Here is a 26814-nt window from a genome sequence, read left to right as displayed (position 1 = left end):
ACACCCCATCACGCCACTCCCGATCAACCTTTGCGGCGCTGCTGCCATGCAGCGGCCAGACCGCTGAGGCAAATCACAACGATGCCGAACTGAGCCGTGAGCGACGGTGCATGGGAGAACACCAGAAAGCCCAACAGTCCGGCAAAGACGATCTGGCAATAACCGAATGGCGCCAGCATCGCCGGGGCTGCGAAACGGAATGCTTGGGTCAACAGCAAATGCGCGACCATCCCGCAGGTGCCCAGTGCCAGCATCAATGGCAAGTGCTTGAGCTGCGGGGTTTGCCAAAAGAACGGCACCAGCGTGCTCATCAGCAGGCTGTTGAACAAGCCTGCAAAAAAGTTGCTGGTGGTCGGGCTGTCGTGGGCGCTGACCAGTCGCGTCAGCAACTGGTAGCAGGCAAAACACATGGCCGACCCCAGGGGCAGCAGGACTGCCGGGGTGAACAACTCGCCGCCCGGGTGCACGATGACCATCACACCGAGAAAGCCCACCAGGACTGCGATCCATTGTCCACGCGTGACATGCTCACCTAATAGCGGCACCGACAACGCCGTGACCAACAGCGGTGCGAGAAAATTAACCGCCGTCGCTTCCGCCAGAGGAATGAACATCAGACCGCTGGTGAACAACAGGCTGGTGCCCAACAGACAGGTCGCGCGCAACGCCTGCAACCCCGGACGCTTGGTGCGCAGTACACGCAACCCTGCTGATGGCATGAAGATACCGGCCATTAGGAGGGTGTGCAGTACATAACGAACCCAGACCACCATGATGACCGGGTAGATCCCGGACAGGTATTTGGACAGGGTGTCGTGTGTGGCGAACAGAAGCGTTGCCAACACAATGAGCGAAATACCCCTAAGTGGCTGATTGATACCGGACAACGGTGTACTGACGGTACTCATTAACCTTCCTTTGACCCTGCAGAAAAACGGTAGTCGACGGCATGCCAACGCCTATGCCTGTCCGCTCTACGGTAGCGAGCGTAACGGTTGTCTCTTCAGCTCACCGCAGGGCTTTACACCGTGGTGGGCGTACACGCGCGTCCACTGTGTGCGGCCGCGCGGATGGCTTCGACTAATGCAAGTGTGCGCCCTGCATCGGCGGCATCTACAAGTGGTTCAGTTTCACCACGGGCGACCGCAACGAAATGCTCCAACTGCAGGCGCAACGCTTCATCGGAGGGGAATGCCTCGGTCACCTGATGCAAGGGTTGATGCCAGCCCGCGCCTGGCTCTGCGTAATGCCAGCGTTTGAGTTGCGGAATGCTCAGGGCGCCACGCGTTCCGGCCAGCAAGTAACATGGCTGATCCGGCTGCCGCGGATAGACCGGGTTTTCCCCAGAGCCCAGTTCCCAGCTCCAGGGCGCGGCAACCGCGTCGGAGCCCGTCATGGTCCCCAGCGCGCCGTTTTCGAACTGCAACAACACGGCAACGCTGTCCTCGTTAGCGAAGCCGCGCACCCCATTGCTGGTGATCGCCTGCACTTGTCGCACTTCGCCGCACAGATGACGCAGCAGGTCGAGGTCATGAATCAGGTTGGTCAACAGCATGCCCGCTCCAGTTTCTCGGCGCCAAAGAATATCGAAATAGCTTTCCGGTTTTTTCAATTGCCACAGGCCAGTGATCGTGGTCAGCCGCCCTAACGCACCACTGGCAATCACCTCACGCGCCTTGACGATCAGCGGGTTGTGTCGACGATGGTGACCGACCAACACTGGCACACCCTGCGCCCTGGATGCCGAGACCAACTCACGCACCTCGTCCAGATCGACGCCCACGGGTTTCTCCAGTAGCACTGGCACACCGGCGCTAATGCAGTCCAGCGCCGTCTGCACATGCAGGGCATTAGGGTTGGCAATGATCGCCGCCTGAGGCCGGATCTGATCAAGCATATGCCGGTGATCAGCAAAGTACGGAACGCCGCATTCGAGCGCAAAGGCCTCAGCCTGAGGACCAGGATCGGCCACGGCGCAAAGTTGTGCCCGAGGTACGTTGCTCAGGTGCTGGAGATGCTGGCGACCCATGATGCCAGCACCGATCAGGGCGATGCGCAGTGGCGAATTCAAATGATAAACCCTCATGTGATTGTTTTTGTGGTGGCAGTTACCAAGACGAATGGTGACTTCAGAATTGCGTTCAATGTTCGCTTATAATTATTTAGAACTGAGTTCTATTTTTAATCAAGAGGGCAATTTTCTTCTCTGATATCGATGTGCAGCTGTATCTCCCATAAAATGTACTAACTGGTTAATTAACGTTCGATAATCGCACAAATCCGTGTTTCGTCAATTGCGCAGGCCCTGCCCAACTAGCACTATCAGCTCCAGATTCGATGAACTCATAACTATAAAAAGGTCCGTACCATGTCCCCAAATCGTCATGTAATCAGCGCACTTTCAGCAGCTATCGCCGCCAGCGTCTTTGCGCCACTCACCACCCAGGCAGCCGGATTTATCGACGATGCCAACGTAAATTTGAACATCCGGAATTTCTTCATCAATCGTGATTTCGTCAACCCCGCCAACGCGCAAAGGACTGCCCAGGAGTGGACCCAGAGCTTCATCCTCGACGCCCGCTCCGGCTTCACCCAAGGCGCGGTCGGCTTTGGCGTCGATGTGCTGGGGCTGTATTCGGTAAAGCTCGATGGCAGCAAGGGGACGGGGGGCACGCAACTGCTGCCAATCCAGCATGACGGCTACCCAGCAGATGACTTCGGCCGGTTGGGGGTGGCCGCCAAGGCGCGTTTCTCCCAGACAGAATTGAAGGTCGGTGAGTGGATGCCGGTGCTGCCGATCCTGCGCTCCGATGACGGGCGCTCTCTGCCGCAAACCTTTCGTGGCGGTCAGATCACGTCCAAAGAAATCGACGGCCTGACCCTTTACGGCGGCCAGTTCCGCGGCAACAGCCCGCGCAACGACGCCAGTATGGACACGATGTCGATGTTCAACCGCCCGACAGTGACCTCCGACCGCTTCAACTTTGGCGGCGCGGAATACACCTTCAACGACAAGCGCACACAAGTTGGCGTGTGGTATGCGCAGCTGGAAAACATCTACCAGCAACAGTATTACAACCTGACTCACAGCCAGCCCATCGGCAATTGGGTGCTGGGCGCCAACCTTGGCTTCTTCACCGGCAAGGAAGATGGCAGCCATTTGGCAGGCGATCTTGACAACCAAACCTGGTCAGGAATGTTTTCAGCCCGATACAACGCAAACACCTTTTACCTTGGCCTGCAAAAGGTCAATGGCGACAACTGGATGCGGGTCAACGGCACCAGCGGCGGCACGCTGGCCAACGACAGCTACAACTCCAGCTTCGACAACGCCGGTGAAAGGTCCTGGCAACTGCGCCACGACTACAACTTCGCCGCCCTCGGCATTCCCGGACTGACGATGATGAACCGCTATATCACCGGCGACCACGTGCACTCCGGCGCCATCACCAACGGCCAGGAGTGGGCGCGGGAATCGGAGCTGGCTTACGTTATCCAGGAAGGCACGTTCAAAGACCTGTCGCTGAGAGTGCGCAACTCAACCATGCGCCGTGACTACAGCGTCAACGAATTCGACGAGAATCGGTTAATCATCAGCTATCCACTGTCGCTGCTGTAACAAGGCGAAAAAAAACAGGGCGCCAGTTAACTGCGCGCCCTGCTTTCAAATAGTTCAAGTGAACTGAACGATCATCACCTTCTGGCCCACAAGAAAAACTATGTGGGCCAGACTGCAGCGCTTACAAAGACGCCTTTAACGACTCAACCCCCATCTCGTCCCAGACCTCTTCGGCCAAGTGAAACGTCGCGTTGGCTGCTGGAATGCCGCAATAGATCGCGCTTTGCATCAGCACTTCCTTGATCTCATCGCGGGTCACGCCATTGTTTTTCGCTGCCTTGAGGTGAAGACGCAACTCGCCTTCGCGATTCATGCCGATCAGCATGGCGATGGTGATCAAGCTACGGGTGTGGCGTGGCAACCCTGGGCGGGTCCAGATATCGCCCCAGGCATGCCGGGTGATCATTTCCTGGAACTCACCGTTGAAGGGTGTCAGGTGTTCCAGGCTGCGATCCACGTGAGCATCACCCAGCACTTCGCGGCGCACTTTCATGCCCGCTTCGTAACGTTGTTTCTCATCCATTTCAGGATCCTTTTTCAAGACTCAAAGCGTAAAAGCGTGATGGTCGGCAACCGCGCGCTCGACCCAACGTTGCGCCTGCCCCAGGTAATGGGCCGGGTCCAGCAAGCGATCCAGTTCATCAGCAGACAGCTGCGCAGAGACTTGCGCTTCGGCGCCAAGCACCTCACGCAAATGGGCCCCCTGCTCCACCGCTTTGCGGCAGCACTGTTCGATCAGATGGTGTGCAGCATCGCGACCGATGCGTTGGGCCAGGGCAATACTCACGGCCTCGGCCAGCACCAGCCCTTTGGTTTGTTGCAGATTGCCCAGCATGCGCTCAGCGTCGACTTCCAGCCCCGGTATCACCTGCAATGCCTGCTGCAACGAGCCGGACACCAGACAGCACAGTTCCGGCAGGGTCTCCCATTCAGCATGCCAAAGACCGAGGCTGCGTTCGTGCTCTTGCGGCATCGCCGCGAACATCGTTGCAACCAGCCCAGGCGCACGCGTCGCAGCACCGATCATCACCGCTGCCCCAACTGGATTGCGCTTATGGGGCATGGTCGAAGAACCGCCCTTGCCTGGCGCGGCGGGTTCAAATACTTCGCCCACTTCGGTCTGCATCAGCAGGCTGAGATCTCGCCCCAACTTGCCCAGGCTGCCAGCGATCATCCCCAGCAGGCTGGCGAACTCCACCAGCCGGTCACGTTGTGTATGCCACGGTTGCTCAGGCAGGTTCAGCTTCAGTTCGTGAGCCAAGGCTTCGGACACCGCAAATGCTTGATCGCCCAATGCCGCCAGGCTGCCGGAAGCGCCGCCGAATTGCAGACAGAGCAAGCGCGGTTTGATTTCAACAAGACGCTGGCGGTGACGCGTGACGGCGCCCAGCCAGCCGGCGACTTTCATGCCAAGGGTCACCGGAGTCGCTTGCTGCAACCAGGTGCGCCCGGCCAGCGGCGTGCTCGCGTGACGCAGCGCCTGCTGGGCAAGGGCATCCGCCAGTTCCGCCAAATCGTTTTCCAGCAAATCAATGGCTGAACGCAGTTGCAGCACCAGACCACTGTCCATCACGTCCTGGCTGGTTGCACCCATGTGCACGTAGCGTTCGGCGGTTTCGTTGCGTACGGCAATTTTTTTGCCCAACGCCTTGACCAGCGGAATCGCCGAGTTGCCGGCGCTGCCAATGGCAATCGCCAGTTCATCTAAATCGTAGAGTTCAGCACGACAAGCCGCCGCAATATCTGCCACGACGTCATTGGGAATCAGCCCGGTGCTGGCTTCAGCCCGCGCCAGCGCGGCTTCAAAATCAAGCATGCCTTGCAACCGGCCAAGATCGGAAAAAATCGCCCGCATCGCCGGTTGCGTGAAATAAACATCGAAGAGTTGATTGGTGGGTCTGTTCACGCCACGACTCCAGTGATTCGAAAAATCAGAGATGTGATCTCAGGTGGCATCCGCATGGCTGACCAACCCTTTAATCAATACAGCAACAGCCGCAAGCGCCGCCGGGATCACCAGAGCGGTCAGTACCTGCTCGAAGTTCCAGCCTAGCCCCAATAATGTCGCCCCGGCCCACGCGCCCAGAATCGCGCCGAAACGACCAATGCCGAGCATCCATGACACGCCGGTGGCGCGGCCCTGAGTTGGGTAAAAACGCGCCGCCAGCGATGGCATAGCCGATTGCGCGCCGTTGATGCACATGCCGGCCAACAGTACCAGCGTGGCCAACACCGCGACATTGCCCAAACTCTGCCCGACCAGCCAAGCGAACACACCCGCCAACAGGTAGGCGATGCCGATGACCTTGTGCGGATTGAACCTGTCCATCGCCCAGCCCACACCGACGGCACTGAGTACGCCGCCGAACTGGAACAGCGCGCCGATAAATGCCGATTGCTCCATGCTCGCACCGCTGTCACGCATCAGGGTCGGCAACCAACTGGTCAGCAGGTAAACAATCACCAATCCCATGAAATAGGTCAGCCACAGCAATAAAGTGCCCGCGCTATACGTGCCGGAGAAAATCACCTTCAGCACGTTGCGGCTTTGCACCACATTCTGTTCAGGAACGCTGAAACCCGTGGCCATCGCAACGTCCAACGGCGCAATCGGTGACAGCACCTTGCGAATTCGCTCCGCCCCCCGATTCCGCACCACTAGAAAGCGGGCCGATTCGGGCAGCCAGAACAACAACACTGCAGCAAGCACCAAAGGCAGAATTCCACCAAGCATCAGCAGACTGTGCCAGCCCAGCACCGGAATCATCTTCGCGGAGACGAAGCCGCCGCAGGCCATGCCCAGATTGAACCCACAGAACATGCTGGTGACCAGCAGCGACTTGAGTCGCTCAGGGGTGTACTCAGACAGCAGCGTGGTGGCATTGGGCATCGCAGCGCCCAGACCGAGACCTGTAAGCAAGCGCAGGACCAGCAGTTGATCGATGTTGCTGCTGTAGGCCGACATCAGGCTGAATATCCCGAACAGAAACACCGCAACCACCAGCACCACCTTGCGCCCAAACCGGTCCGCCAGTGGCCCGGAACCCAACGCACCGAAGACCATGCCGATCAACGCCGCACTCATCACCGGCCCCAGACTCGCACGATCAATGCCCCATTCCTGGCTCAAGGCTGGCGCGATAAAGCCCATGGCTGCAGTGTCCAGACCATCGAGGAACACGATCAGAAAGCACAGCAGCACAACCCGCCATTGATAGGTGGAAAGTGGCTTGGCGTTGATGAACGCCTGAACATCGAGCGTGCCAACCACAGGCACACGGGGGGAGAGCATCATGCGAAAATTCCTTATTTTTATTAGGTCGCTTGGCAGCAAAACCGTTACAGCGCACGCAGGCGTTAACACTTAAAAGTCGAAGAACACCGTTTCAGCCTCGCCTTGAACGTGGATGTCGAAGCGATAAGCCAGCTTGCCATCGACCGTGCAACGCTTGGCGATCAGGGTTTCGCGGCGTTGAGGTTGCTCGATCAGATTCAGCACTGGATCGACTGCATTGGCCTGGGCTTCATCGTCAAAGTACAGGCGGGTCTGCAAGTGAATGTTGATGCCCCGAGCGAACAGCGAAACATTGATGTGCGCCGCCATCGGAACACCGGCCCCGTTGTTGACGGTGCCAGGCTTGACGGTCTTGATCGTCCATTCGCCAACATCAGTGGTCGCGGTACGACCAAAGCTATTAAAGGGCTTTTCCAGGTCGTAGCCGCTGTCGTAGACGCCTTCATGGTTGGCCTGCCAGAACTCCAGGAACGAGTCGCGGATCAGGTGACCATTGCCGTCGTAGACGCTACCTACCAGCAAAATGTGCTCGCCCGGCGCGCCGGGTTTGGCCATCTCGTTCCAGATTTCCTGTTCACGAGGAAGATTGCCAGCAGCCTCCAGCGCCAAACCGATATGCACGTAGGGACCCGCGGTTTGCGAAGGCGTTTCCTGCAGAAGTTGAACGGGCATGAGCGTGCCTCCTCAGCGATTTTCGAAGTGAGTCTTGCGCTGGCCGCGCAGGACGATATCAAAGCGATAAGCCAGGCAATCCATGGGATTGGCCATGCTCATGTCGAGCTTGGCGATCAGGCTCTGTACCGCTTCCGGGTTAGCGATCGACTTGACGATCGGGCACATCGGGATAAGCGGATCACCTTCGAAATACAGCTGAGTGATCAACCGCGTGGCAATCGACGGGCCACTGATGGAGAAGTGAATATGCGCCGGACGCCACTCGTTGGGACCGTTGCGCCACGGATACGGGCCGGGCTTGACCGTACGGAAACTGTAGTTGCCGTCGCGGTCAGTCAAGGCACGGCCGACGCCACCGAAGTTCGGGTCGAGGGGCGCCAGATAGCTGTCTTTCTTGTGCCGGTAGCGACCGCCGGCATTGGCTTGCCACATCTCGACCAGGGTGTGTGGGACTGGCTTGCCGTATTGATCGCAGACTCGACCGGAAACAATGATGCGCTCGCCGATCGGCAAGCCGCCGCTGTTGAAGTTCAGCAGCAGATCATTGTCGTGCTGACCCATCTTCAGGTGGGAAAAGTCTGGGCCGCTGGTTTCCGACAGAGACTGGGGAATGCTCACCAAGGCCTGTCGCGGGGAGCGAAGGATAGAGGTTTTGTAATCAGGCGTCAGGGCTTTGGGGTGCCAATTGCGGTCACGAATGACGAAGCGGCTGCTGTCCGCATCAGACATATCTGTCTCCTTATTTTTATGGATAAACGCTATGGGTAAAGGCTGCTGGATAGCAGCCTGTGGCCCAGTTTCCCCCGATATGACCTGATGCAACATTGAAAAAAAAGCCGTTATCCATAACCAAATGGTTATGGATAACGCCCCTCTCGATAATCCTGGCCAACCTCGCGCAGCACCTCCACACACCACTGAGCCGCCAGCGGCATGGGCAGCGCCGGGTTGCTGCATAGCCCCACCGAACCACCGGGCTCGCGAATCCCCAACTCCAGCTCCACCAGCTCACCTCGACTCAGGTCTTGTCGCACAGCGTCGAATGGCGCAACCCAGATCGCCTGGCTGCACTGCACGTAACGCCGGCTCAAGGTCAATGACAGGGTTTCCAGTCGCTGGCTCGGCGGGCTGATGCCGTGCTGCACAAACAGACTGTCGGCGAACTTACGAATCGTCGTCCCCGCCAGTGGCAGCACCAGTGGATAGTCTTTAAGGTTTTTAGGCGCCAGCGGATCGGCCAGCAACGGATGACCGTTACGCACCACCAGGGTCATGGACTCGCTGTATAAATGCTCGAATGTCAGCCCAAGAATCTGCGGGCTATCGGTCATGCGGCCGACCACCAAATCCAGCTCACCGACGCGCAGTTGGGACAGCAGGTACGCGCTCGGTCCGGTCACCACACTCACGACCAACGCAGGATGTCGGGCGTGCAGACGGCAAACGACTTCCGGTATCAGCAAGCTTTCCACGGTGGACAGCACACCGAGCCTCGCAGTGATGGGCTCATGCTCTCCGGAACGCAGGCTATTCACCCCTTCACGCAGCGCTTGTACGCTCGGCCCTGCATAACGCAGAAAAGCCACTCCGGCCTCAGTCAACGCCGCGCCGCTTTTGCTGCGCACGAACAGGGTTGTCACCAGCAGGGTTTCGAGCTCTTTGAGGGTCTTGGAAAGCGCCGGTTGGCTGATCGCCAGTTTATCCGAGGCGCGTGCCAAGCTACCTTGGCGTGCCACTTCGAGAAAACACACCAGATGGCGGAATTTGATGCGGGTATCGATGTTCACTGCAGTTCGCTGCCTTCAAGGTCTGGCATCCGCTAACGCTGGATACGGAATTGTTTCGGTGACTGCCCCGTACTGCGCTTGAAAAAGCGCGAGAAGTAAGCCGGTTCGGAAAAGCCCAGGCTGTCGGACACCTGATTGACGGTCATGGTGGTGTAGACCAGATCGAGCTTGGCTTCCAACAGCAGTCGCTGGTTGATCATCTGCAACGCCGATTGTCCGCAGAGTCGTCGGCACCGGACTATTGAGCGAGGCGCCGAGCTGTTCGGCCTTTTGCTCGGTCAACTGCTGCATCGTGCGGGAATTGACAACATCATCGTCGAACGCAAGAGTCCCGACTACATCCTCTTCCGAATTCGTGCCGGTATGCTGGAACAAGGCATGGTCGATCTTTGCGCGAAGCTGGTGTCAGTAAGCGTATATAGTTCCATAGATAACGCGGGCAACGTCGTAGACGATGCGTACGCTCCATCCATTACGCACCCACCCCAGCTCCGACGCTTCAAAACTGTCGGAAAAAAGAACGGCGGTGGCGGCGTCCATGCCCTTTAGCCTTGGCCCGAAGGGGTCGAAAACGAAAAACCAAGACTTAAATAGCGCCTAGGCAATGGCTTCTTGGGTGGTGTTAGTTACGCGTAGAAAAGTGATGCCCTTGTCAAAACTTGAAACCGGGGACAAAACGCGGCCTAGCCCGCAGCTCGATTACCGAGCAGATGCCAACGGACGGTCAGGATCGGTACCTGCGTAAAGAACATCCACTTTCTCGCTTCGGTGGGTCAGCACGACACGCTGGTTGATCGAGCCTTTGTCGATGATCTCGCCCAGACTCAGTTGGGCAGCCTGCTCAAGCAGCGCTCCCCAATCGATCCTCGTCGCCACCCCGGTCGCTGATTCGTTGAGCTTATCCATCAGCTCGACCAACCATTGTCTTACGGCCCCAGCATTCAAAACATCGGCTGCAGAGGCCTCGGCTTCGAGCCCCGCTAGGCTGCGTAGATTCGAGACCATGGGAAAGATAAGCAGGCCAGTCCGCGCTTGGTTCGGCGCAGCGACAACAACGTCCTGTATGTAGGGCGTCCCTGCCGCTATAACCCGTGCTCGCATTGGGCCGACGCTCACAAATCCGCCAGAGGCCAGCTTGAAGTCCTCGGCGATACGACCGTCAAAAACCAGGCCCAGCTCTGGCATATTCCAATCCGCGAACGTGACCGCATCCCCGGAATGGTAGTACCCCTCATCATCGAAAGCGTCAGCGGTCAGTTGCGGGTTACGCCAATACCCCGGCATGACGTTTGGCCCGCGAAAACGCGCTTCATATTTTCCGTCGACTAAGGCCATTTTCACTTCGCAGCCAGGTGCAGGCAGCCCCACATAGCCTGCATCTGAAACGGGGCCGGTGGTAAAGGTGTAGCTGGGAGCAGTCTCCGTCATGCCCAAACCGGCCATTATCTGGATACGCTCCCCACAGTGTTCAACCGCGACCTTCTCCAGACGATCCCACACCGATTGGGACAGCCCGGCGCCGGCGAAAAAAAACAACTTCATGCGCGAACAAAACCGGTTTCGCAGTGCTTTATCACCTTCCAGAGCCTGCACCAACTCCTCCCATCCTCTAGGGACGGTCAGATACGCGGTGGGCGAAATTTCGACCAGGTTGCTGGACTTGCCCACATCACAAACTTCGCGACAGCGCTGGTAATGATTCACTACCAGCACTTTCAGGCCCTGGTACGGACCAGTGGCAGGGCAGCTTCAGAGATGCTCACCGAAAAGATAGCGCCGTGATGCGCAAGTATTTGACAGGGCTTTGGGCCTGTATGCGCGCGGGCGAAGATTTTGATACGGCCAAGCTTTTTAGCGAAAAACACTTCGCAAAAGCTTGACCGGCAACAGAGTATCTACGCCCTCCGGGCAGAATCGAGACCGAGTTTGCTGCGTGACAGCGCGGCGTCGAAGACGGGGCGACATCTCCTATTGATGAAGCCCGCAAAACTATCACCCCATAGCTGTCCAAGCGCTCAATTGTGAGCGCCCTCCTCTAATGAAATATGCTGCAACTAAGCATGCACACGAGCTAAAAAGGTTCCTACATGGTTTGAGCCTTCCTTTCGCATGTAATGTAGTGCTCTAGCCTTGGTAGTCCGAATCAAGTGCTGCCCGAGGGTCCACGTGTTTAGAACCCGCCTGCAAGCAAGAGCATAATGCGGAAATATCCTCTTGATGAGCCATTGCCTGTTCCCAAACTCTATCGGCATCGACCCAATAGGGTTTCGCGCCAGAGATCACCAAGGTTGGGACCAGTCCTGGCTGAGAGAAAGCCCGCGAACATCAGGATGAGGCCGCCAACTGCTGCCCGGCTCGCTGAGCGCCAAGCTCAAAGAGCAACGGCAGCCTTGCCCAGCCCGCTGCGCTGCATGACCTCGACGATGATGGGCACTGGAGTCATCAGATGGTTGCGCATCATTGCTGTTGCACTAACGGTATCGCGGGCGAGAATGGCTTCGACCAGCGCGGCATGTTCCTTGCGCTTGAGCTTGAGGGCTTCTTCAGAGAACACCGTTTGTGTCAGCCATAGGTGGCGGTAGCGCTCGGCTTGGTCAAACAGGTAGGTACGCGCCTGGAGTAAATGCTTGGAGCCGCAGCCAGCCGCAATGGCACTGTGGAAAGTCTTGTGCCGCTCATCCCAGACGTCGAGCACCTGCTCGCGGGTTTTCACGTCCATCACCTTAGATAGCGTATGGGACTGCGCGAGTATCTGAGCCTCCCAGGCGTCGTCGCCGCGTTCGATGGCCAGGCCGACAATCATGGCTTCCAGGTTGGCGCGGGCATCATAGATGTCCTGCATTTCCTGCAGCGACATGGGCGCTACGCGGTAGCCTTTCTGGCTGATTACCACCACTAGGTGTTCAGCCACCAGTTGTGACAAAGCTTCTCGCAGTGGGCCTACACCAAGGTCATAACGTTCCTTCAGCCCGCTCATAAGGAGCTTCTCTCCAGGCTTGAAGACTCCACGGATGATGTCCTGTTTAAGCCGCTCATACCCGCTGAATGCAGAGTTCTGCCTGGGGGTGAGGCTATCCAAGGTACTGCTCCTCAACTCATCAAAGGCTCCATCATACCTAAACATCTACTGACCGAAAAACATTAGACAATGAAGTATTTTGTCGCTTCTTTTTAAAAACGTAGACATTTTATATTAATGGCGATATTTTCATTCCTGCTTGACCCAGATCAACACGGGAAAGCGCTTTTCACCCACTTTGCCAGGAGCCGCCATGAACGCCTTTACTCAGATTCAGGACCTTGTGATGCCGCTGCCGTCGGAAAGCAAGGGGTTCACCCTTACCCCTTCCAGGCAGTCGCCTCGCCTTCTTGAGCTGACCTTCGCCAAGGAAACCGTCGACGCCTTCGTCAGTGCTGTTGCCGAGTGGCCGGTACAGGCACTGGAGTACAAGTCGTTCCTGCGCTTTCGTGTCGGTCAGATCCTTGACGATCTGTGCGAAGGTACTCTGCGCCCGGTTCTGATCAACACCATCCTGGACCGCGCCACCGGCGGCATGCTGATCACCCCTGAAGGCCTGTGCGACGTGACCCAGGCCGATGACATGGTCAAGTTCTCTTCGGCAGTGGCACATCTGATCGGTCGCTCCAACTTTGATGCCATGAGCGGCCAGTTCTACGCGCGCTTCGCAGTGGTCAACACCGACAATTCCGACAGCTATCTGCGCCAGCCACACCGTGTGATGGAACTGCATAACGACGGCACATTTGTCCAGGAGCGCACCGACTACGTGCTTATGATGAAGATCGACGAGCAGAACATGGAAGGCGGCAACACCCTGCTGCTGCACCTGGACGACTGGGAAGACCTGAACCACTACTGCACGCACCCGCTGGCCCGCCGTGAAATGCGCTTCACCGCGCCACCGAGCAAGAACGTGCGTGAAGACGTGTTCCACGCGGTGTTCGACAACGACGCTGAAGGCCGACCGACCATGCGCTACATCGACCAGTTCGTGCAGCCCAAGGACTTCGAGGAAGGCATCTGGCTGACCTCCATGAGCGAATCCCTGGAAGGCAGCCAGAAGAAGGTGTCGGTACCGGTGCCGGTCGGCAGCTTCGTCCTGGTCAACAATATGTTCTGGCTGCACGGCCGTGACCGCTTCACCGCCCACCCGGGCCTGCGTCGTGAGCTGATGCGCCAGCGTGGCTACATCAGCTACCAAAAAACCATGTACCAGCGCGGCCAGTAAGGTTTGCCAAGAGCTGAAATGACGAGGACCAACACGTGCGGTCCTTGTCATGCCTCAAACAAAACGTAATTCAGGTGGGTGCAAGCTAATGGCTGCGTACGACTTCATTATCATCGGTGGCGGCATTGTGGGCATGTCCACGGCCATGCAACTGACCCAGGTTTACCCGGACGCAAAGATCCTCCTGCTAGAGAAAGAGTCCGGCCCGGCCAAGCACCAGACTGGCCATAACAGTGGCGTGATCCATGCCGGCGTTTACTACACACCCGGCAGCCTGAAGGCACGTTTCTGCCTGGAAGGTAACAAGGCGACCAAGGCCTTCTGCGACAAGCACAGTATCCGTTACGACGAGTGCGGCAAGCTGCTGGTGGCCACCAATGAGCTAGAAATGCAGCGTATGAGCGCGTTGTGGGACCGTACCGAAGCCAATGGCCTCAAGCGTGAGTGGCTATCGGCCTCCGAACTGCGTGAGCGCGAGCCGAACATCGTCGGTCTGGGCGGTATCTTCGTGCCATCCAGCGGCATCGTGAACTACGCACAAGTCACCGTGGCCATGGGCCGCGAATTCGAAGCCGCCGGTGGCGAAATCCGCTACAACAGCGAAGTGGTCGCCATCGACGAGCGTCCCGATGAAGTGGTGGTGCGCACCGGCGATCAGGAACACCACGGGCGTTTCCTGATCACCTGCTCGGGCCTGATGGCCGACCGCGTCGTGCGCATGCTCGGGATCAAGCCGAACTTCATCATCTGCCCGTTCCGTGGCGAGTACTACCTGCTGCCCAAGCAACACAACCAGATCGTCAACCACTTGATCTACCCGATCCCGGATCCGTCCATGCCATTCCTCGGCGTGCACCTGACCCGCATGATCGACGGCACCGTCACTGTCGGCCCCAACGCCGTGTTGGCGATGAAGCGTGAAGGCTATCGCAAGACCGATATCTCACTGTCCGATATGTTCGAAACCCTGACCACTCCGGGCATTCTCAAGGTTCTGATGAAGAACCTGCGCCCCGGCCTGATCGAAATGAAAAACTCGCTGTTCAAGGGTGGTTACCTGAAAGAAGTTCAGAAGTATTGCCCAACCATAGCCAAGAGCGACCTTACCGCTTACCCGGCCGGTGTGCGCGCCCAGGCTGTCTCGCTGGACGGAAAGCTGATCGACGACTTCCTGTTCATCAACACCGCCCGCAGCGTCAGCGTTTGCAACGCCCCATCGCCCGCAGCGACGTCGGCCATCCCGATCGGTGCGTACATTGTCGACAAGGTCCGCGAACAGTTAGCAAGCACCGGCGTCAGTTTCGTCAAGCCGTCCAACTCCGCTCGGGCTGCATCCACTGCAACCTGAGGCTGGGTGCCAAAGATGGGCGTCGCCGAGACACCATCGTGTCATCAAAACTTTTTCCTGTATCCATGAGTGCTAATCAATGAACAATAATAAATTGTCACTTGCCGAAAAAGACGTACAACACCAACTTCACCCCTACACCGATGCCCGTGTGCACGAGGAAGTCGGCCCGCTCATCATCGAGCGTGGCGAGGGCATCTATGTCTACGACGACCAGGGCAAACCCTACATTGAGGCCATGTCCGGCCTGTGGAGCGCAGCCCTGGGTTTCAGTAACGAACGCCTGATCAAGGCCGCAGAGAGTCAACTACGCAAGCTGCCCTTCTACCACCTGTTCGGCCACAAGGCGCACGCCCCCAGCATCGAACTGGCAGACAAACTGATCGAGCTGGCGCCGGTGCCGATGAGCAAGGTGTTTTTCACCAACTCAGGCTCCGAAGCCAACGACACCGTGGTCAAAATGATCTGGTATCGCAATAACGCCTTGGGCAAACCGGCCAAAAAGAAATTCATCAGTCGCATCAATGGTTACCACGGCATCACCATCGTCAGCGCCAGCCTTACTGGTCTGCCAGCCAACCAGCGCGGCTTCGATGTGCCGCTGCCAGGGTTCTACCATGTCGGCAACCCGCATCACTATCGCCATGCGCTGGCCGGCGAGAGCCAGGAGCAGTTCGCCGATCGCCTCGCCGCAGAACTGGAAAACCTGATTCTTCGCGAAGGGCCGGAAACCATCGCCGCTTTTTACGGCGAGCCGCTGATGGGCGCGGGTGGTGTGATTGTTCCGCCGCGCACCTACTGGGATAAAATTCAGGCGGTCTGCCGCAAGTACGACGTCCTGGTGGTCGCGGACGAAGTGATCTGTGGCTTCGGCCGTACCGGCAATATGTTCGGCAGCGAGACCTTCGGTATTCGCCCGGACGTGATGGTGCTGTCAAAACAGCTTTCCTCGTCCTATCAGCCGATCTCGGCGATTCTGATCAATGACGAGTTGTATCAAGGCATCGCAGACCAGAGCCATGCCCTGGGCACCCTGGGCCACGGTTTTACCGCCGGCGGCCATCCGGTCGCTGCCGCCGTAGCACTGGAAAACATCAAGATCATTGAAGAAGACAATTTGGTGCAGCATGCCGCCGCCATGGGCAAGATCCTCCAGGACGGGTTGAACCAATTCGCCGATCACCCGTTGGTGGGCGAAGTGCGTGGGCAAGGTCTGATCGCCGCCGTGGAGCTGGTCGCCGACCGTGCAAGCAAAACCCCATTTGAGGTAACAGGCAAGCTCGGTCGCTACCTGGCCGGTCGCGCTCAGGAGCACGGCATGATCACGCGCAATATGGGCGATGCTATTGCCTTCTGCCCGCCGCTGATTTCCAGCGAATCCGAGATCCGTTTGATCCTCGAGCGTTTTGCCCGCTCGCTGGAGGATACCCAACGCTGGTTCAACGCTAGCCGCTAGATCACCAGCGATCCCTGAGGGAGGTCTTCGCATATAAAAAAGCCGCTCGTTTATAGCAAACAAGCGGCTTTGCGGACGGGCCGAGAGTAATCAACCGGACGCTGTGCCAGTTCACTCAATGACAAAAGATAGGGCCGCCAACAGCAATTATTCGGCGCCCCGCTTCTCTTAACATCATGACTCTTCATACAAAAACAAAGAGAAGAGCCATGGCCTCAACCCTCAAGAAACAGGGCAATAGCACCGACTACTCAATCGTTGCCATTCCTGACACACACCGCATGAGTAAACGCTCACTGACGATGGCCTGGTGGGGCATCTGCAGCGCAATGTTCTGGCTGGTGGTTTCTGCCACGCTGGCGATGACGTTCGGCACTAAAAACGCAATTATCGGCTTGGTACTTTCGGTGGTCACCTATGCCGCCATCAACGGCATAATTTCGCGCTACGCGATCAAAACCGGACTTTCGGTCGCCCTGTTTTCACGCGTGTTGTTTGGTCGCACAGGCGCGATCCTGGCCACGTTGATATTCTTCGCTACCGCCACTTACTACAGCGTGTTCGAAGGTTCGGTCATCGCCATCGCGATTCACCAATACGTATCGGCGATGTCGCTGAATCAAGCGTACTTGCTGGTTGTGCTGTACAGCGTGCCATTGATCTTTGGCAGCGTGCAGAACTGGATGGACAAGCTCAACGGGGTGCTGCTGCCCTTCTATCTGATCGGCCTGGTTGCGCTGGTGGTGGTGACCATCGGCGAATACGGTTACAGCTCTGCCTGGTTGGAAATGGGCCCTGAGAACGGCCCGGTGGAAAACGGCTGGTGGAATTGTTTCAGCTACTTCATGGGCGTGTGGATCCTGATGATGTACACCTGGGACTATGCACGTTTCGGGCGCAAGGAGGACGCTCAATACCATGGCCGATTCAACTTCGGGCTACCTTTCTACACCTTCACCTTTTTGATCAATGGCTTAGTGGGGATCTTTCTTGCCGGGACTATTCCGACACCCGGTGGCCTGACGGAGGTTTCGGTAGTCATGGCGATTATCGAGCTGATGGGTGTCTGGGGATTGATTTTCGTCTGGGTCAGCCAGACGCGTATCAACTCTGCAAACTTCTTCCTGGCGGCCACTAACATGCAGGCATTCTTCGGTCGTCTGGGGCTGGCGAAGGTGCCTTACATCGTCTGGGCAATTGCCGTCGGAGTACTGGTCTACACGCTGATGCGCCTTAACGTTTTCGAGTACATCCTTCAGGCGCTGGCGTACCAGAGCATCTTCATCGTGGCCTGGGTCGCGATTGCCTTGGCGCACATTTTTTCGCCCAAATACACTCAGTTGTTCGAGGGCAAGATCGAATACGAACTTGAGCGTGTCAGCGCATTCAACCCCTGCGGCCTAGGCGCATGGTTCCTCGCTGCAGGGCTGGGCATCCTATTGCTGAATATTGGCAGTGCAACGCTGGCCACATTCTCGGCACCAGTGACGTTCGTCAGTGCATTTGGCGCCTACTGGCTGCTGCTCAACAGCGCCAGGCGCAGCTGGTTCGTACGCGCCACCGGCATCTGACACAACGTCATTGATTGAACTCAATCTTGCTCGCCGTGGGCTGTGAAACAGCCACAAACCATAGTGCCCTGCAAATCAAAAAGCAGTGCACTTTGCGACAAGCCAGCAGCCCATGTGTACGCGTAGCTTTGTGTCGTGGGTTAGACGTCCGTCATGACCCTCACCTAGATAACAACAAGATTACTGGTGGCCCATGAGTACAGTAGATCCGATCACCCTGGCAGTTGTGCGAGGCGCACTCGAAACCGCGCAACGAGAAATGACCCTCACGCTGGAAAAAACTGGCCGTTCGAGCGTTTTCAACCTTGCTCACGACTATTCCAATGCCCTCTTCGACCACCTCCCGGAAATGATCCTGCAAGGTCAAGACATTCCAATCCACCTGGGATCGCTGATTCCTGCGATGAAATGCGTCGCGGGTTTCTTCGGCGATGACATTCTTGAAGGTGATGTCATCTATCACAACGACCCGGCTTACAAAGGCAGCCATATCCTCGACTGCTGCATGTACAAGCCGGTGTTCTATAAAGGCGAACTGGTGTTCTGGGCTGTCTGCAAAGGCCACCTCACCGACATTGGAGGCCCGGTGCCCGCTGGTTACAACCCCGACGCCAAGGAAATCTACGCTGAAGGCTTGCGCATTCCGCCGGTTAAGCTGTGGTCGCAAGGCAAGCGTCGCAAAGACGTGATCAACCTGCTGCTGACCAACATGCGTGCCCGCGCTTATCAGGAAGGAGACCTGAACGCCCAATACGGCGCGTGCAGCGTTGGTGAACGGCACTTGCTCGAACTGCTTGACCGCTACGGCGTGGAGCAGGTTCGTGAATGCATTGCCGAATTGAAAGACATGGCTGACCGCCACATGCGCGCTTTACTGCGTGACGTGCCCGACGGCTTTTACACCGGCACTGCCGTTCTCGAGGACTCGGGCCATGGCCTGGGCGAACTGTCGATCACCGCTCAGGTGGAAATCCGCGGTGACGAAGCCCATGTACTGATCGAAAGCCCACCGCAAGTGCCGTACTTCATCAACTCCTACGCGGGCAACTCGATCTCCGGGGTTTACCTGGGATTGATGATGTTCGCCCAGGTGCCGCCGCCCTATAACGAAGGTCTGTACCGTTGCGTGAGTGTCGATCTCGGCCCACCCGGCACGCTGTGCAACGCACAGGAGCCGGCGCCGCACGTCAACAGCACCACCACGCCAATGGAAACCCTCGCCGACGCCGTGCGCCAAGCGTTGGAACAAGCCGCCCCAGATCGCGTCACCGCGTCCTGGGGTCACGCCAGCGGAATCAACATCGCAGGGCGTGACCCGCGTAACAGCAACAGTGAATACGTGACCATGGTCCTGGCATCGATCATTTCCGGTGCCGGCGCCAACAAGGCCATGGACGGTTGGCCAGCGTGCGGCCCGCTGTGTTGCTTCGGTGCGCTGATGTCTGGTGATATCGAATTGTTGGAATACTCCTATCCGGTATTGATCCACCGCTACAGCTTGATGACCGACAGCGGCGGTGCCGGCGAATTCCGCGGTGGGTCGGGTACCCGTATCGAAATCGAACCGTTGAACCACGCCATGACCGTGGTCGGTTTCGGTGAGGGTCGGCAACTGCCTACCGCAGGGGCTGCAGGCGCAACCAACGGCATGCTCGAACCCAAACTTGGCCGTCTGATCCACCGCAAAGTGGACGGCAAAGAAGACCACTTTACCTACAACGCAATGCTCACCGCTCAACCGGGTGAACGCGTGATCAACGTCAATCCAGGTGGTGGTGGCTACGGCAACCCACTGCAACGCCCCGTCGCCAGTGTGCTCAACGACGTACTGAACGGCCTGGTTTCACCCGAGGGCGCGCGTCTGGAGTACGGCCTGGTGATCGACAGCAACGGCCGGCTCGACGAAGCCGAAACCTATGCTCGCCGCGCCGCGCATTAATTGAGCCCAGCCCCCTTGAGCAACGTAGAGACTCACACCATGACTAAGCAGCAATATCGTCTGGGCATCGACGCCGGCGGCACCTTCACCGACTTCATCCTCGCCGACCGCAGCGGCAACGTGCAGCTGTTCAAAGCTCCGTCGACGCCACAAGACGGCACCATCGCCATCCGTAACGGCCTGGCGCAAATCGCCGATGCCATCGGCCGCACCCCGGCCGAGATCATTGCCGAATGCGACCTGTGCATCAACGGCACCACCGTGGCCCTCAACGCATTGATCGAGAAAACCGGCGTCAAGGTTGGTCTGTTATGCACCGACGGCCATGAAGACAGCCTGGAAATCCGTCTGGGTCACAAGGAAGACGGTCATCGCTACGACGCCAGTTACCCACCGGCATACATGCTGGTACCGCGTCATCTGCGTCGCCCTATCAGCGGACGGATCATCAGCGACGGCAGTGAATACAGTCCGCTTGACGAGAGCGCGGTTCACGAAGCGATCGAGTACTTCCGCGAGCAAGACGTCAAGGCCGTGGCTATTTCTTTTGTCTGGTCGGTGCGCAACCCGAGCCACGAACAACGCGCCGCTGAAATGGTGCGTGCAGCATTACCTGACGTGTTCGTCTGCACCGGCAATGAAGTGTTCCCGCAAATCCGCGAATACACCCGTACTTCGACCACCGTGGTTAACGCTTACCTGAGCCCGGTCATGGGCCGTTACATCGAGCGTATCGACACCTTGTTCGAAGAACTCGGCGCTCAACAGCCCACTCGCTACTTCCAGTCCAACGGCGGCTTGGCTCCGGGCGTGGTGATGCGCGAACGTGCGGTCAATGCGATCAACTCGGGGCCTGCATCCGCGCCGCAAGCCGGGTTGTGCGTGGCTCGACCATTCGGCATCGACAATGTGATTACGGTCGATATGGGTGGCACTTCGTTTGACATCACCCTGAGCAAATCCGGACGCACCAACTTCAGCAAAGACACCGATTTCCTGCGCTATCGCATCGGCGTACCCATGATTCAGGTGGAAACCCTTGGCGCGGGCGGCGGCTCGATTGCCCATCTCGACACCTTCGGCATGCTTCAAGTCGGCCCGCGCAGCGCCGGCGCCAATCCCGGCCCGGTGTGCTACGGCAAAGGTGGCGTCGAGCCGACCGTGACCGATGCTAATCTGGCCCTCGGCTACTTGGCCGACGGTGCGCTGCTGGGCGGCAGTATTCGTCTTAATCGCCAGGCGGCTATTGACGCCATTCACACCAAAATCGCCTTCCCGTTGGGGATCAGCGTTGAGCGTGCGGCCATCGGCATCATCACGCTGGTTAACCTGAACATGGTCAGCGGTATTCGCCGGGTGTCCGTCGAGCGCGGATACGATCCCCGGGAATTCGCCCTGATCGGTGCCGGTGGCGCTGCGGGCATGCACGTCATGCGGCTGGCGGAGGAAATCGGCAGCAACGTCGTACTGATTCCTAAAGTCGCCTCGGGCCTGTGCGCGTTCGGGCAGATTCTGTCGGACATCCGCTACGATCAACTGACCAGTTTGCCGATGCGTCTGGGTGATGAATTCGTCAACCTACCGCTGCTCAATCAGACCCTCAATGACCTGCGCGAACGCGGCATGAATAACCTGCGCGAGGATGGTTTCAGTGCCGGCAACAAAGTGGATTGCCTCTACAACCTGGAGATTCGCTACCTCGGCCAGATCCACGAATGCAGCGTCGAACTGACCGATGCTCCACTCGACGAAGCCGGGCTGGTGGCCTTGCGCGATGCGTTCCATACGCGGCACAAGGCACTGTTTTCCTACAGCGAACCAGAGAGTCCGATCGAGCTGGTGAACCTGGAGTGTTCGGTGATTGCCCGCCTGCAACACCCGCCCATGCCGGAACTGCCAACTCCGGAAAATGCGCGCCCCGCCGTGCCGCAAAGCCACCGTTCGATGCTGTTCGACGGGCTGGATGCCTGGCAGGAAACACCCGTGTACAACGGCGACTGGCTGCAAGTCGGCCAAACGATCCAGGGCCCCTGCGTGATTGAGGAAACCACCACCAACATCGTTGTGCCTCCAGGTTGGCAAGCAGTCCTGGCACCATCGGCCACTTACTGCCTGACATCTGGTAATTGACCGTTAGCAGGTTTTGACCAAAGATGGCCCACCAACAGCACCGAGGGTCTGAGCCGTCGGTGCTGTCCTCGATATAAACAAAAAAAGGGGCGATGATGGCTCAACAACTGTCCACTCGGTATTGGCCTGACAGTGAACGGCAACCGCGCTGGGCTGAGGCAATTGGCAACACTTACTTCCCGCTTTCCCTGGAATTCAATCCCGACGGTCGGTTTCAGGGCAGTCTGCAAATCTGGGAAACGTCCAGCACCTCACTGGCCTTGTCCCGCCTGCGCTCCAGCCAGCTCGCTTATTCGCGCAGCAAAGCTCAGGTCAGCGATGACTCCGAAGCCTGTTATCTGGTCACCGTACCTCGCCGCACCGAAGTGCTTTTCGAACAGGACGGCCGTGAGCTGCATTGCCAGCCCGGCAGCTTCATCTTTGAACGGGGCGATGCGCCTTACCGCTTTCGCTATGCCGCCGACAACGATCTTTGGGTGTTCAAACTGCCTGAACGCGCGTTGCAAGGGCAATTGCGTGGTGCTGAACGCTATACCCGCTTTTGCTTTGATGCCCGGCGGAGCCTAGGGCGAATTTTTGTCGATCAACTGGTAATGTGCGCCGCGCGCTTTGACGAATGCGACCAGGCCGCCCGCCACATGCTGCTCGAACAAGCGCTCTCGACATTGCTGATGACCCTGCGTCAGGACGAACGAGTGCTCAACAGCGAAAGCTCGAACCTGGCCGCCTTACATTTGCAGCGTATAGAGCACTACGTCGAACAACATCTATGCTCCCCCGACCTAGCCCCGCAATTGATCGCTGAGGCTTGTGGCCTGTCAGTGCGCTATTTGCACAAACTCTTCACCCGCACACCCTACAGCCTTGGCGAATGGATTCGTCTGCGGCGTCTTGAAGCCGTAAATAGACGCTTGCATGACCCCCTCTGCCACCTGTCAATTGGCGAGCTGGCAATGCATTGGGGCTTCAGCGATCAGGCGCAATTTACCCGCAGCTTTCGTAAACACTTCGGTCGTACCGCCAGGGAGGTCCGCGCGGAGGTTGCTAGTGTCGTGAGCGGTTAATTCAATAACTTATTTTTTATCGCTCCCTTTCGCAAGGCCCGGCTCTCGGAACTAACCCAGCCATGCCTCAGGACTGTCGAAAAACGCTTTAGCGTTGCTCTCCAGGGTTTCTAAGTGATAACCGCCTTCCTGCACAATCACGCATGGCAGACCCAGGTCACGCACACACTCACCCAAGCGGGCAAAGCCTTGGCGAGTGACCGCCACTTTGCTTTGCGGGTCCAGCTCATAAATGTCGAAACCCAATGACAATACCAACGCGTCGGCAGAAAACGCCTTTACTGCGGCCAGTGCCAGCTCCAGCTTACTGAAGAAGTCTGCTTCGCTGGCCCCGTGGGCCATTGGCAGATTGAGGTTATAACCCTCACCAGCGGCAACCCCGCGCTCATCTGGAAAGCCTGCTACGCCGGGATAAAAATTGGTCGGGTCGCCATGAATCGACACGTACAAAACGTCGTCACGGTCGTAGAAGATTTCCTGTATGCCTTGGCCGTGATGCATGTCGGTGTCCAGCACGGCCACGCGCTGGAAACCTTCACGTAACGCCTGGGCTGCAATCGCCGCGTTGTTCAGATAACAAAAACCACCGGCGGCCTCGGCTCGGGCGTGATGCCCCGGCGGGCGGCACAGCGCATAGACGGCAGGTGCGCCTTCGAGCAAGGTCTTCGCCGCAGCCACTGCGCTTTGCGCTGACCAGTACGCCGAACGCCAGGTTAGCTCACCGATCGGGCAACTCCCATCAGCCAGGTAACGCGCAGCCTGGGCGAGAATCCCGCGCAACGCATTGGGTTCGCGAACGAAGATATTCGACATTACCTCTTCGCCCCAATCTTCCGGCACTTCTTTCCAGCGTTGATGAGCCTCCTGCAAGAAGGCCAGGTAATGGGCGCCGTGGACGGCCAATAATGGATCAAGGCCATAATCTTGCGGCTGTTGAATGTCGAAACCCAGCGCCTGTGCCGCTTTTAGCAGATTGCAAGCACGCTCAGGTACTTCCTGAGGAATACGCATCTGACCGCGGGAGTAATAGCTGCGCGGATAATGCAGGAGCTGTTCGGGGTGAAAAAAACTACGCATCGGACTCTTTCCTTATTCAGCCTGACCAGCACGGGCCAGTACCGCGTTGAGCAATACGTCAGTACCCCGACGCACATCTTCGGGCAACACATCTTCTGCTTCGTTGTGACTCAAGCCGCCGACGCAAGGAATAAAGATCATCGCTGTCGGGCAGAACCGCGCCAGGTGAATGGCATCATGGCCGGCGCCACTGACGATAGACTGCTGGGCATAGCCCAAAGCGTCCACGGCCTGTTGCACGGCGGCCACGCAATCGGCATCGAATGGTGTAGCCGGGCTGATCCAGTGCGGGTTGATGCTGATAGACAGGCCGCGTTGGGCGGCAATGTCCTGCAGGCGCGAATGAACTTGCTGCTCCATCACCTCAATGGCGGCATCGCGATGATGACGAAGGTCCACCGTGAAGTTCACCACCCCGGGGATGGTATTGCGCGACGACTTTGCAATGCTCAACTGGCCGACCGTGGTCAGCCCCTCGGGCGCGAAATCACTGGCCAACGCTTCCAGCGCCTGAATCATCTGCGCGGCGCCGTACAAGGCATCCTTGCGCACTGGCATCGGCGTGGTACCGGCATGAGCCGCCATGCCCTCGATGCGCACGTCGAGCCAGCGTATGGCCTGGCCGCCGGTCACCACGCCAATACTGTTGGCGTTGTCCTCAAGGATTGGCCCCTGCTCGATGTGAGCTTCAAAATACGCGTCCACAGCCCCGCCCAGCGCACGCTCACCGTCATAGCCCGTACGCTTGAGCGCCTGCGCTACCGTCACACCGTCGTTGTCCTCGACGCTCAGCGCTTTTTCCAGCGCCAGCGTTCCGGTGAACACCGCAGAGCCGAGCATGGCGGGCGTAAAACGTGCACCCTCTTCATTGGTCCAGACCGCGATTTCAAGCGGTTTTCGGGTCTTGATCCCTAAGTCATCCAGACGCCGCACCACTTCCAGCCCGGCCAACACGCCATAGACACCATCGAAGCGTCCACCTTCGGGCTGGGTATCCAGGTGGCTACCCATCATCACCGGAGCCGCCTGCGGATCAGTACCGGCACGTCGGGCAAACAGGTTGCCGATACCGTCAACACTCAGGGTCAGCCCGGCACCCAGGCACCAGCGGCTGAATAGCTCACGACCGACCTTGTCTTCGCCACTCAGGGCCAGACGGCAACTCCCGCCCCGTGCTGTTGCGCCAATTTCGGCCATGGCCATGAGGCTGGCCCATAGGCGTTCGCCATTGATTTTCAACATACAAGTTCTCCAACGGGGTCAGGCGCTATGAGCCATTTCAAGACGATGTGCATGGGCATGACGGCGGGAAAGCGCCAGCACGCAGAACAGCGATACGCCGGCGATCAAACTGTAGAACACTGCCATCGGCCACCATTGGCCGAGGTACTCATGAGCAAGCCAGGTGCCGATCAATGGCGTCAGCCCGCCAGCCAGAGCGCCACACACCTGATAGGCCAGGGAAATAGCCGTGTAACGCACCCGAGTGTCGAACAGGCCGCTAACGTAACCAGCGATCACGGCGTAGAACGACGCCATGCACACTACCGCCAAGGCAATCCCGAAGATGATCAGCGGCGCCTGACCGCTGCTTACCAACTTAAACATCGGATACGGCGAAGCCATCGCTAACAGGGACATGGCACACAAGAAACGGGTCGCGCCCACCTTCTCGGCAACCCACGCGGCCAAAGGCTGGATGCAGAACTGGATGATCGCCACCACGAACAGGCATTCGAGAATCAACGAGCGCGGCAAGCCGAGCTGTTGGGTGGTGTAGGCAATCATGAAGGTATTGGTGAAGTACACGCCTGCGATGCCCAGCGTGTTGGCGCCAATGCACAGTAATAACGGGCGCCAGGAGGTTTTCAGCACCTCGAGAACCGGCGCCTGCTCCTTGCGGTTAGAGACTGCACGAGCCCTGTCTGCGCGCGCTTTGTCCTCAAGGAATTCGGGAGACTCACTGACACCGAGACGTATCACCAACCCCACCACAAGCAGCAGTGCGCTGGCGAGGAACGGCAAGCGCCAGCCCCAGCTCATCAAGTCTTCCTCAGACAATCGGGTGACCGCGCTGAACGCCAGCAGCGACAGAATCAGGCCTGCGGGGCTGCCTAATTGAGCGAACGACGCGAAGAAATTGCGACGGCCTTTGGGTGCATGCTCGCCGGCCATCAACACTGCGCCGCCCCATTCACCACCGACCGCAATGCCCTGGACCACACGCAGTACGATAAGCAGGACCGGTGCTGCAACGCCGACCTGCGTATAAGTCGGCAGCAGACCGATGCACACCGTCACCACGCCCATCATGACCAAGGTGATGACCAGAGACTTCTTGCGACCGATGCGATCACCGATATGACCGAAGATCACCCCGCCCAGTGGACGGGCGAAGAAACCCACAGCGAAGGTGCCGAACGCGGCCATGGTACTGAAAAGCTTGTCTTCCGAAGGAAAGAACAGTTGGCCGAATACCAAGGCTGCCGCGGTGGCGTAAATGTAAAAATCGTACCACTCGATCATGGTGCCGATGAATGCGGCTGCCGCAGCACGGCGAGGCTGTGGCGAAGCGGAAGGCTTCATGGGTCAGGCTCCTTTTG

The 26814-nt window shown here is 58.1% G+C and carries 20 protein-coding genes and 4 pseudogenes; 10 read left to right on the top strand and 14 right to left on the bottom strand.

Annotation, left to right across the window (positions count from 1 at the left end):
- Nucleotides 1-23: 23 nt before the first annotated feature.
- Together AC1ME2_RS27660 and AC1ME2_RS27655 are read right to left on the bottom strand one after the other, a co-directional pair.
- A complete protein-coding gene (locus AC1ME2_RS27660) occupies nucleotides 24-908 on the bottom strand; it encodes a DMT family transporter (RefSeq protein WP_480438423.1) in 885 nt (294 codons plus the stop codon).
- Nucleotides 909-1021: 113 nt separating this feature from the next.
- Nucleotides 1022-2071, bottom strand: coding sequence for a Gfo/Idh/MocA family protein (locus tag AC1ME2_RS27655; RefSeq protein ID WP_480442364.1), 1050 nt, complete (start codon nucleotides 2069-2071; stop codon nucleotides 1022-1024).
- Between the two features lie 297 nt (nucleotides 2072-2368).
- Here AC1ME2_RS27655 and AC1ME2_RS27650 point away from each other — a divergent pair, with 297 nt between their 5' ends.
- Nucleotides 2369-3619: an OprD family porin gene (locus tag AC1ME2_RS27650; RefSeq protein ID WP_480438421.1), complete on the top strand. Its 1251-nt coding sequence runs from the start codon at nucleotides 2369-2371 to the stop codon at nucleotides 3617-3619.
- A gap of 121 nt (nucleotides 3620-3740) precedes the next feature.
- Here the strand turns inward: AC1ME2_RS27650 and pcaC are convergent, their stop codons facing one another.
- The 7 genes and pseudogenes from pcaC to AC1ME2_RS27615 form a co-directional block, all read right to left on the bottom strand.
- On the bottom strand, nucleotides 3741-4142 hold the full coding sequence (gene pcaC, locus AC1ME2_RS27645) for a 4-carboxymuconolactone decarboxylase (protein ID WP_449633751.1): 402 nt from the start codon (nucleotides 4140-4142) through the stop codon (nucleotides 3741-3743).
- A 21-nt stretch (nucleotides 4143-4163) separates the two neighbouring features.
- Complete coding sequence (locus tag AC1ME2_RS27640; RefSeq protein WP_480438419.1) at nucleotides 4164-5525, bottom strand: 3-carboxy-cis,cis-muconate cycloisomerase; 1362 nt, start codon at nucleotides 5523-5525, stop codon at nucleotides 4164-4166.
- Nucleotides 5526-5564: 39 nt separating this feature from the next.
- Nucleotides 5565-6911 (bottom strand): 4-hydroxybenzoate transporter PcaK, encoded by a 1347-nt coding sequence (gene pcaK, locus AC1ME2_RS27635; protein WP_480442363.1) that lies wholly within the window; start codon nucleotides 6909-6911, stop codon nucleotides 5565-5567.
- 72 nt (nucleotides 6912-6983) lie between these two features.
- A complete protein-coding gene (gene pcaG / locus AC1ME2_RS27630) occupies nucleotides 6984-7586 on the bottom strand; it encodes a protocatechuate 3,4-dioxygenase subunit alpha (RefSeq protein ID WP_480438417.1) in 603 nt (200 codons plus the stop codon).
- A gap of 12 nt (nucleotides 7587-7598) precedes the next feature.
- A complete protein-coding gene (gene pcaH / locus AC1ME2_RS27625; protein ID WP_480438414.1) occupies nucleotides 7599-8318 on the bottom strand; it encodes a protocatechuate 3,4-dioxygenase subunit beta in 720 nt (239 codons plus the stop codon).
- A gap of 128 nt (nucleotides 8319-8446) precedes the next feature.
- A complete protein-coding gene (pcaQ, locus tag AC1ME2_RS27620) occupies nucleotides 8447-9376 on the bottom strand; it encodes a pca operon transcription factor PcaQ (RefSeq protein ID WP_480438412.1) in 930 nt (309 codons plus the stop codon).
- Nucleotides 9377-9408: 32 nt separating this feature from the next.
- Nucleotides 9409-9609, bottom strand: a pseudogene (locus tag AC1ME2_RS27615) (helix-turn-helix domain-containing protein); the annotation flags it as partial.
- 7 nt (nucleotides 9610-9616) lie between these two features.
- On the opposite strand from AC1ME2_RS27615, the pseudogene AC1ME2_RS27610 reads away from it, so the two are divergent.
- Nucleotides 9617-9795, top strand: a pseudogene (locus tag AC1ME2_RS27610) (FAD-dependent monooxygenase); the annotation flags it as partial.
- Nucleotides 9796-10075: 280 nt separating this feature from the next.
- On the opposite strand, the pseudogene AC1ME2_RS27605 reads toward AC1ME2_RS27610, so the two are convergent.
- Nucleotides 10076-11029, bottom strand: a pseudogene (locus AC1ME2_RS27605) (AMP-binding protein); the annotation flags it as partial.
- A 122-nt stretch (nucleotides 11030-11151) separates the two neighbouring features.
- Between AC1ME2_RS27605 and AC1ME2_RS27600 the strand changes: the two are divergent.
- Nucleotides 11152-11256: pseudogene (locus tag AC1ME2_RS27600) on the top strand (IS110 family transposase); the annotation flags it as partial.
- Between the two features lie 491 nt (nucleotides 11257-11747).
- On the opposite strand, the gene csiR reads toward AC1ME2_RS27600, so the two are convergent.
- On the bottom strand, nucleotides 11748-12455 hold the full coding sequence (gene csiR, locus AC1ME2_RS27595; protein WP_480438410.1) for a DNA-binding transcriptional regulator CsiR: 708 nt from the start codon (nucleotides 12453-12455) through the stop codon (nucleotides 11748-11750).
- A gap of 193 nt (nucleotides 12456-12648) precedes the next feature.
- On the opposite strand from csiR, the gene glaH reads away from it, so the two are divergent.
- From glaH to AC1ME2_RS27560, 7 genes are all read left to right on the top strand, one after another.
- Nucleotides 12649-13626: a glutarate dioxygenase GlaH gene (gene glaH, locus AC1ME2_RS27590; protein WP_480438408.1), complete on the top strand. Its 978-nt coding sequence runs from the start codon at nucleotides 12649-12651 to the stop codon at nucleotides 13624-13626.
- Between the two features lie 88 nt (nucleotides 13627-13714).
- Complete coding sequence (gene lhgO, locus AC1ME2_RS27585) at nucleotides 13715-14974, top strand: L-2-hydroxyglutarate oxidase (protein ID WP_480438406.1); 1260 nt, start codon at nucleotides 13715-13717, stop codon at nucleotides 14972-14974.
- Nucleotides 14975-15053: 79 nt separating this feature from the next.
- Nucleotides 15054-16430: an aspartate aminotransferase family protein gene (locus AC1ME2_RS27580; protein ID WP_480438404.1), complete on the top strand. Its 1377-nt coding sequence runs from the start codon at nucleotides 15054-15056 to the stop codon at nucleotides 16428-16430.
- Nucleotides 16431-16639: 209 nt separating this feature from the next.
- On the top strand, nucleotides 16640-18001 hold the full coding sequence (locus tag AC1ME2_RS27575; protein WP_480438401.1) for a purine-cytosine permease family protein: 1362 nt from the start codon (nucleotides 16640-16642) through the stop codon (nucleotides 17999-18001).
- A 193-nt stretch (nucleotides 18002-18194) separates the two neighbouring features.
- Nucleotides 18195-19940 (top strand): caprolactamase subunit beta, encoded by a 1746-nt coding sequence (gene capB / locus AC1ME2_RS27570; protein WP_480438400.1) that lies wholly within the window; start codon nucleotides 18195-18197, stop codon nucleotides 19938-19940.
- Between the two features lie 39 nt (nucleotides 19941-19979).
- Complete coding sequence (capA, locus tag AC1ME2_RS27565) at nucleotides 19980-22070, top strand: caprolactamase subunit alpha (protein WP_480438398.1); 2091 nt, start codon at nucleotides 19980-19982, stop codon at nucleotides 22068-22070.
- 95 nt (nucleotides 22071-22165) lie between these two features.
- Nucleotides 22166-23134 carry an AraC-like ligand-binding domain-containing protein gene (locus AC1ME2_RS27560; protein ID WP_480442361.1) on the top strand — a complete coding sequence of 323 codons (969 nt, stop codon included), beginning with the start codon at nucleotides 22166-22168 and terminating at the stop codon, nucleotides 23132-23134.
- A 51-nt stretch (nucleotides 23135-23185) separates the two neighbouring features.
- Here the strand turns inward: AC1ME2_RS27560 and AC1ME2_RS27555 are convergent, their stop codons facing one another.
- Genes AC1ME2_RS27555 through AC1ME2_RS27545 form a run of 3 tightly spaced genes read right to left on the bottom strand, consistent with a single transcriptional unit; the run spans nucleotide 23186 to nucleotide 26797 of the window.
- Entirely contained in the window at nucleotides 23186-24211 is a 1026-nt protein-coding gene (locus tag AC1ME2_RS27555; RefSeq protein ID WP_480438396.1) for a histone deacetylase family protein, read from the bottom strand.
- Between the two features lie 12 nt (nucleotides 24212-24223).
- Nucleotides 24224-25453, bottom strand: a complete 1230-nt coding sequence (locus AC1ME2_RS27550) for a Zn-dependent hydrolase (protein ID WP_480438394.1) — start codon at nucleotides 25451-25453, stop codon at nucleotides 24224-24226.
- An 18-nt stretch (nucleotides 25454-25471) separates the two neighbouring features.
- The gene (locus AC1ME2_RS27545; RefSeq protein ID WP_480438393.1) at nucleotides 25472-26797 is read right to left on the bottom strand and encodes an MFS transporter; all 1326 of its coding nucleotides are present in this window, start codon (nucleotides 26795-26797) and stop codon (nucleotides 25472-25474) included.
- Nucleotides 26798-26814 lie beyond the last annotated feature (17 nt).

The sequence above is a fragment of the Pseudomonas sp. ASL9 genome (assembly GCF_056680335.1).
This window is presented reverse-complemented; position numbering and strand designations above follow the sequence as displayed.

Bases quoted from the DNA above. Each gene is read 5' to 3' on its own strand.
- AC1ME2_RS27660 (WP_480438423.1), bottom strand. From the start codon at position 908: ATGAGTACCGTCAGTACACCGTTGTCCGGTATCAATCAGCCACTTAGG.
- AC1ME2_RS27650 (WP_480438421.1), top strand. From the start codon at position 2,369: ATGTCCCCAAATCGTCATGTAATCAGCGCACTTTCAGCAGCTATCGCC.
- pcaC (WP_449633751.1), bottom strand. From the start codon at position 4,142: ATGGATGAGAAACAACGTTACGAAGCGGGCATGAAAGTGCGCCGCGAA.
- pcaK (WP_480442363.1), bottom strand. From the start codon at position 6,911: ATGCTCTCCCCCCGTGTGCCTGTGGTTGGCACGCTCGATGTTCAGGCG.
- pcaG (WP_480438417.1), bottom strand. From the start codon at position 7,586: ATGCCCGTTCAACTTCTGCAGGAAACGCCTTCGCAAACCGCGGGTCCC.
- pcaH (WP_480438414.1), bottom strand. From the start codon at position 8,318: ATGTCTGATGCGGACAGCAGCCGCTTCGTCATTCGTGACCGCAATTGG.
- glaH (WP_480438408.1), top strand. From the start codon at position 12,649: ATGAACGCCTTTACTCAGATTCAGGACCTTGTGATGCCGCTGCCGTCG.
- lhgO (WP_480438406.1), top strand. From the start codon at position 13,715: ATGGCTGCGTACGACTTCATTATCATCGGTGGCGGCATTGTGGGCATG.
- AC1ME2_RS27580 (WP_480438404.1), top strand. From the start codon at position 15,054: ATGAACAATAATAAATTGTCACTTGCCGAAAAAGACGTACAACACCAA.
- AC1ME2_RS27575 (WP_480438401.1), top strand. From the start codon at position 16,640: ATGGCCTCAACCCTCAAGAAACAGGGCAATAGCACCGACTACTCAATC.
- capB (WP_480438400.1), top strand. From the start codon at position 18,195: ATGAGTACAGTAGATCCGATCACCCTGGCAGTTGTGCGAGGCGCACTC.
- capA (WP_480438398.1), top strand. From the start codon at position 19,980: ATGACTAAGCAGCAATATCGTCTGGGCATCGACGCCGGCGGCACCTTC.
- AC1ME2_RS27560 (WP_480442361.1), top strand. From the start codon at position 22,166: ATGGCTCAACAACTGTCCACTCGGTATTGGCCTGACAGTGAACGGCAA.
- AC1ME2_RS27555 (WP_480438396.1), bottom strand. From the start codon at position 24,211: ATGCGTAGTTTTTTTCACCCCGAACAGCTCCTGCATTATCCGCGCAGC.
- AC1ME2_RS27550 (WP_480438394.1), bottom strand. From the start codon at position 25,453: ATGTTGAAAATCAATGGCGAACGCCTATGGGCCAGCCTCATGGCCATG.
- AC1ME2_RS27545 (WP_480438393.1), bottom strand. From the start codon at position 26,797: ATGAAGCCTTCCGCTTCGCCACAGCCTCGCCGTGCTGCGGCAGCCGCA.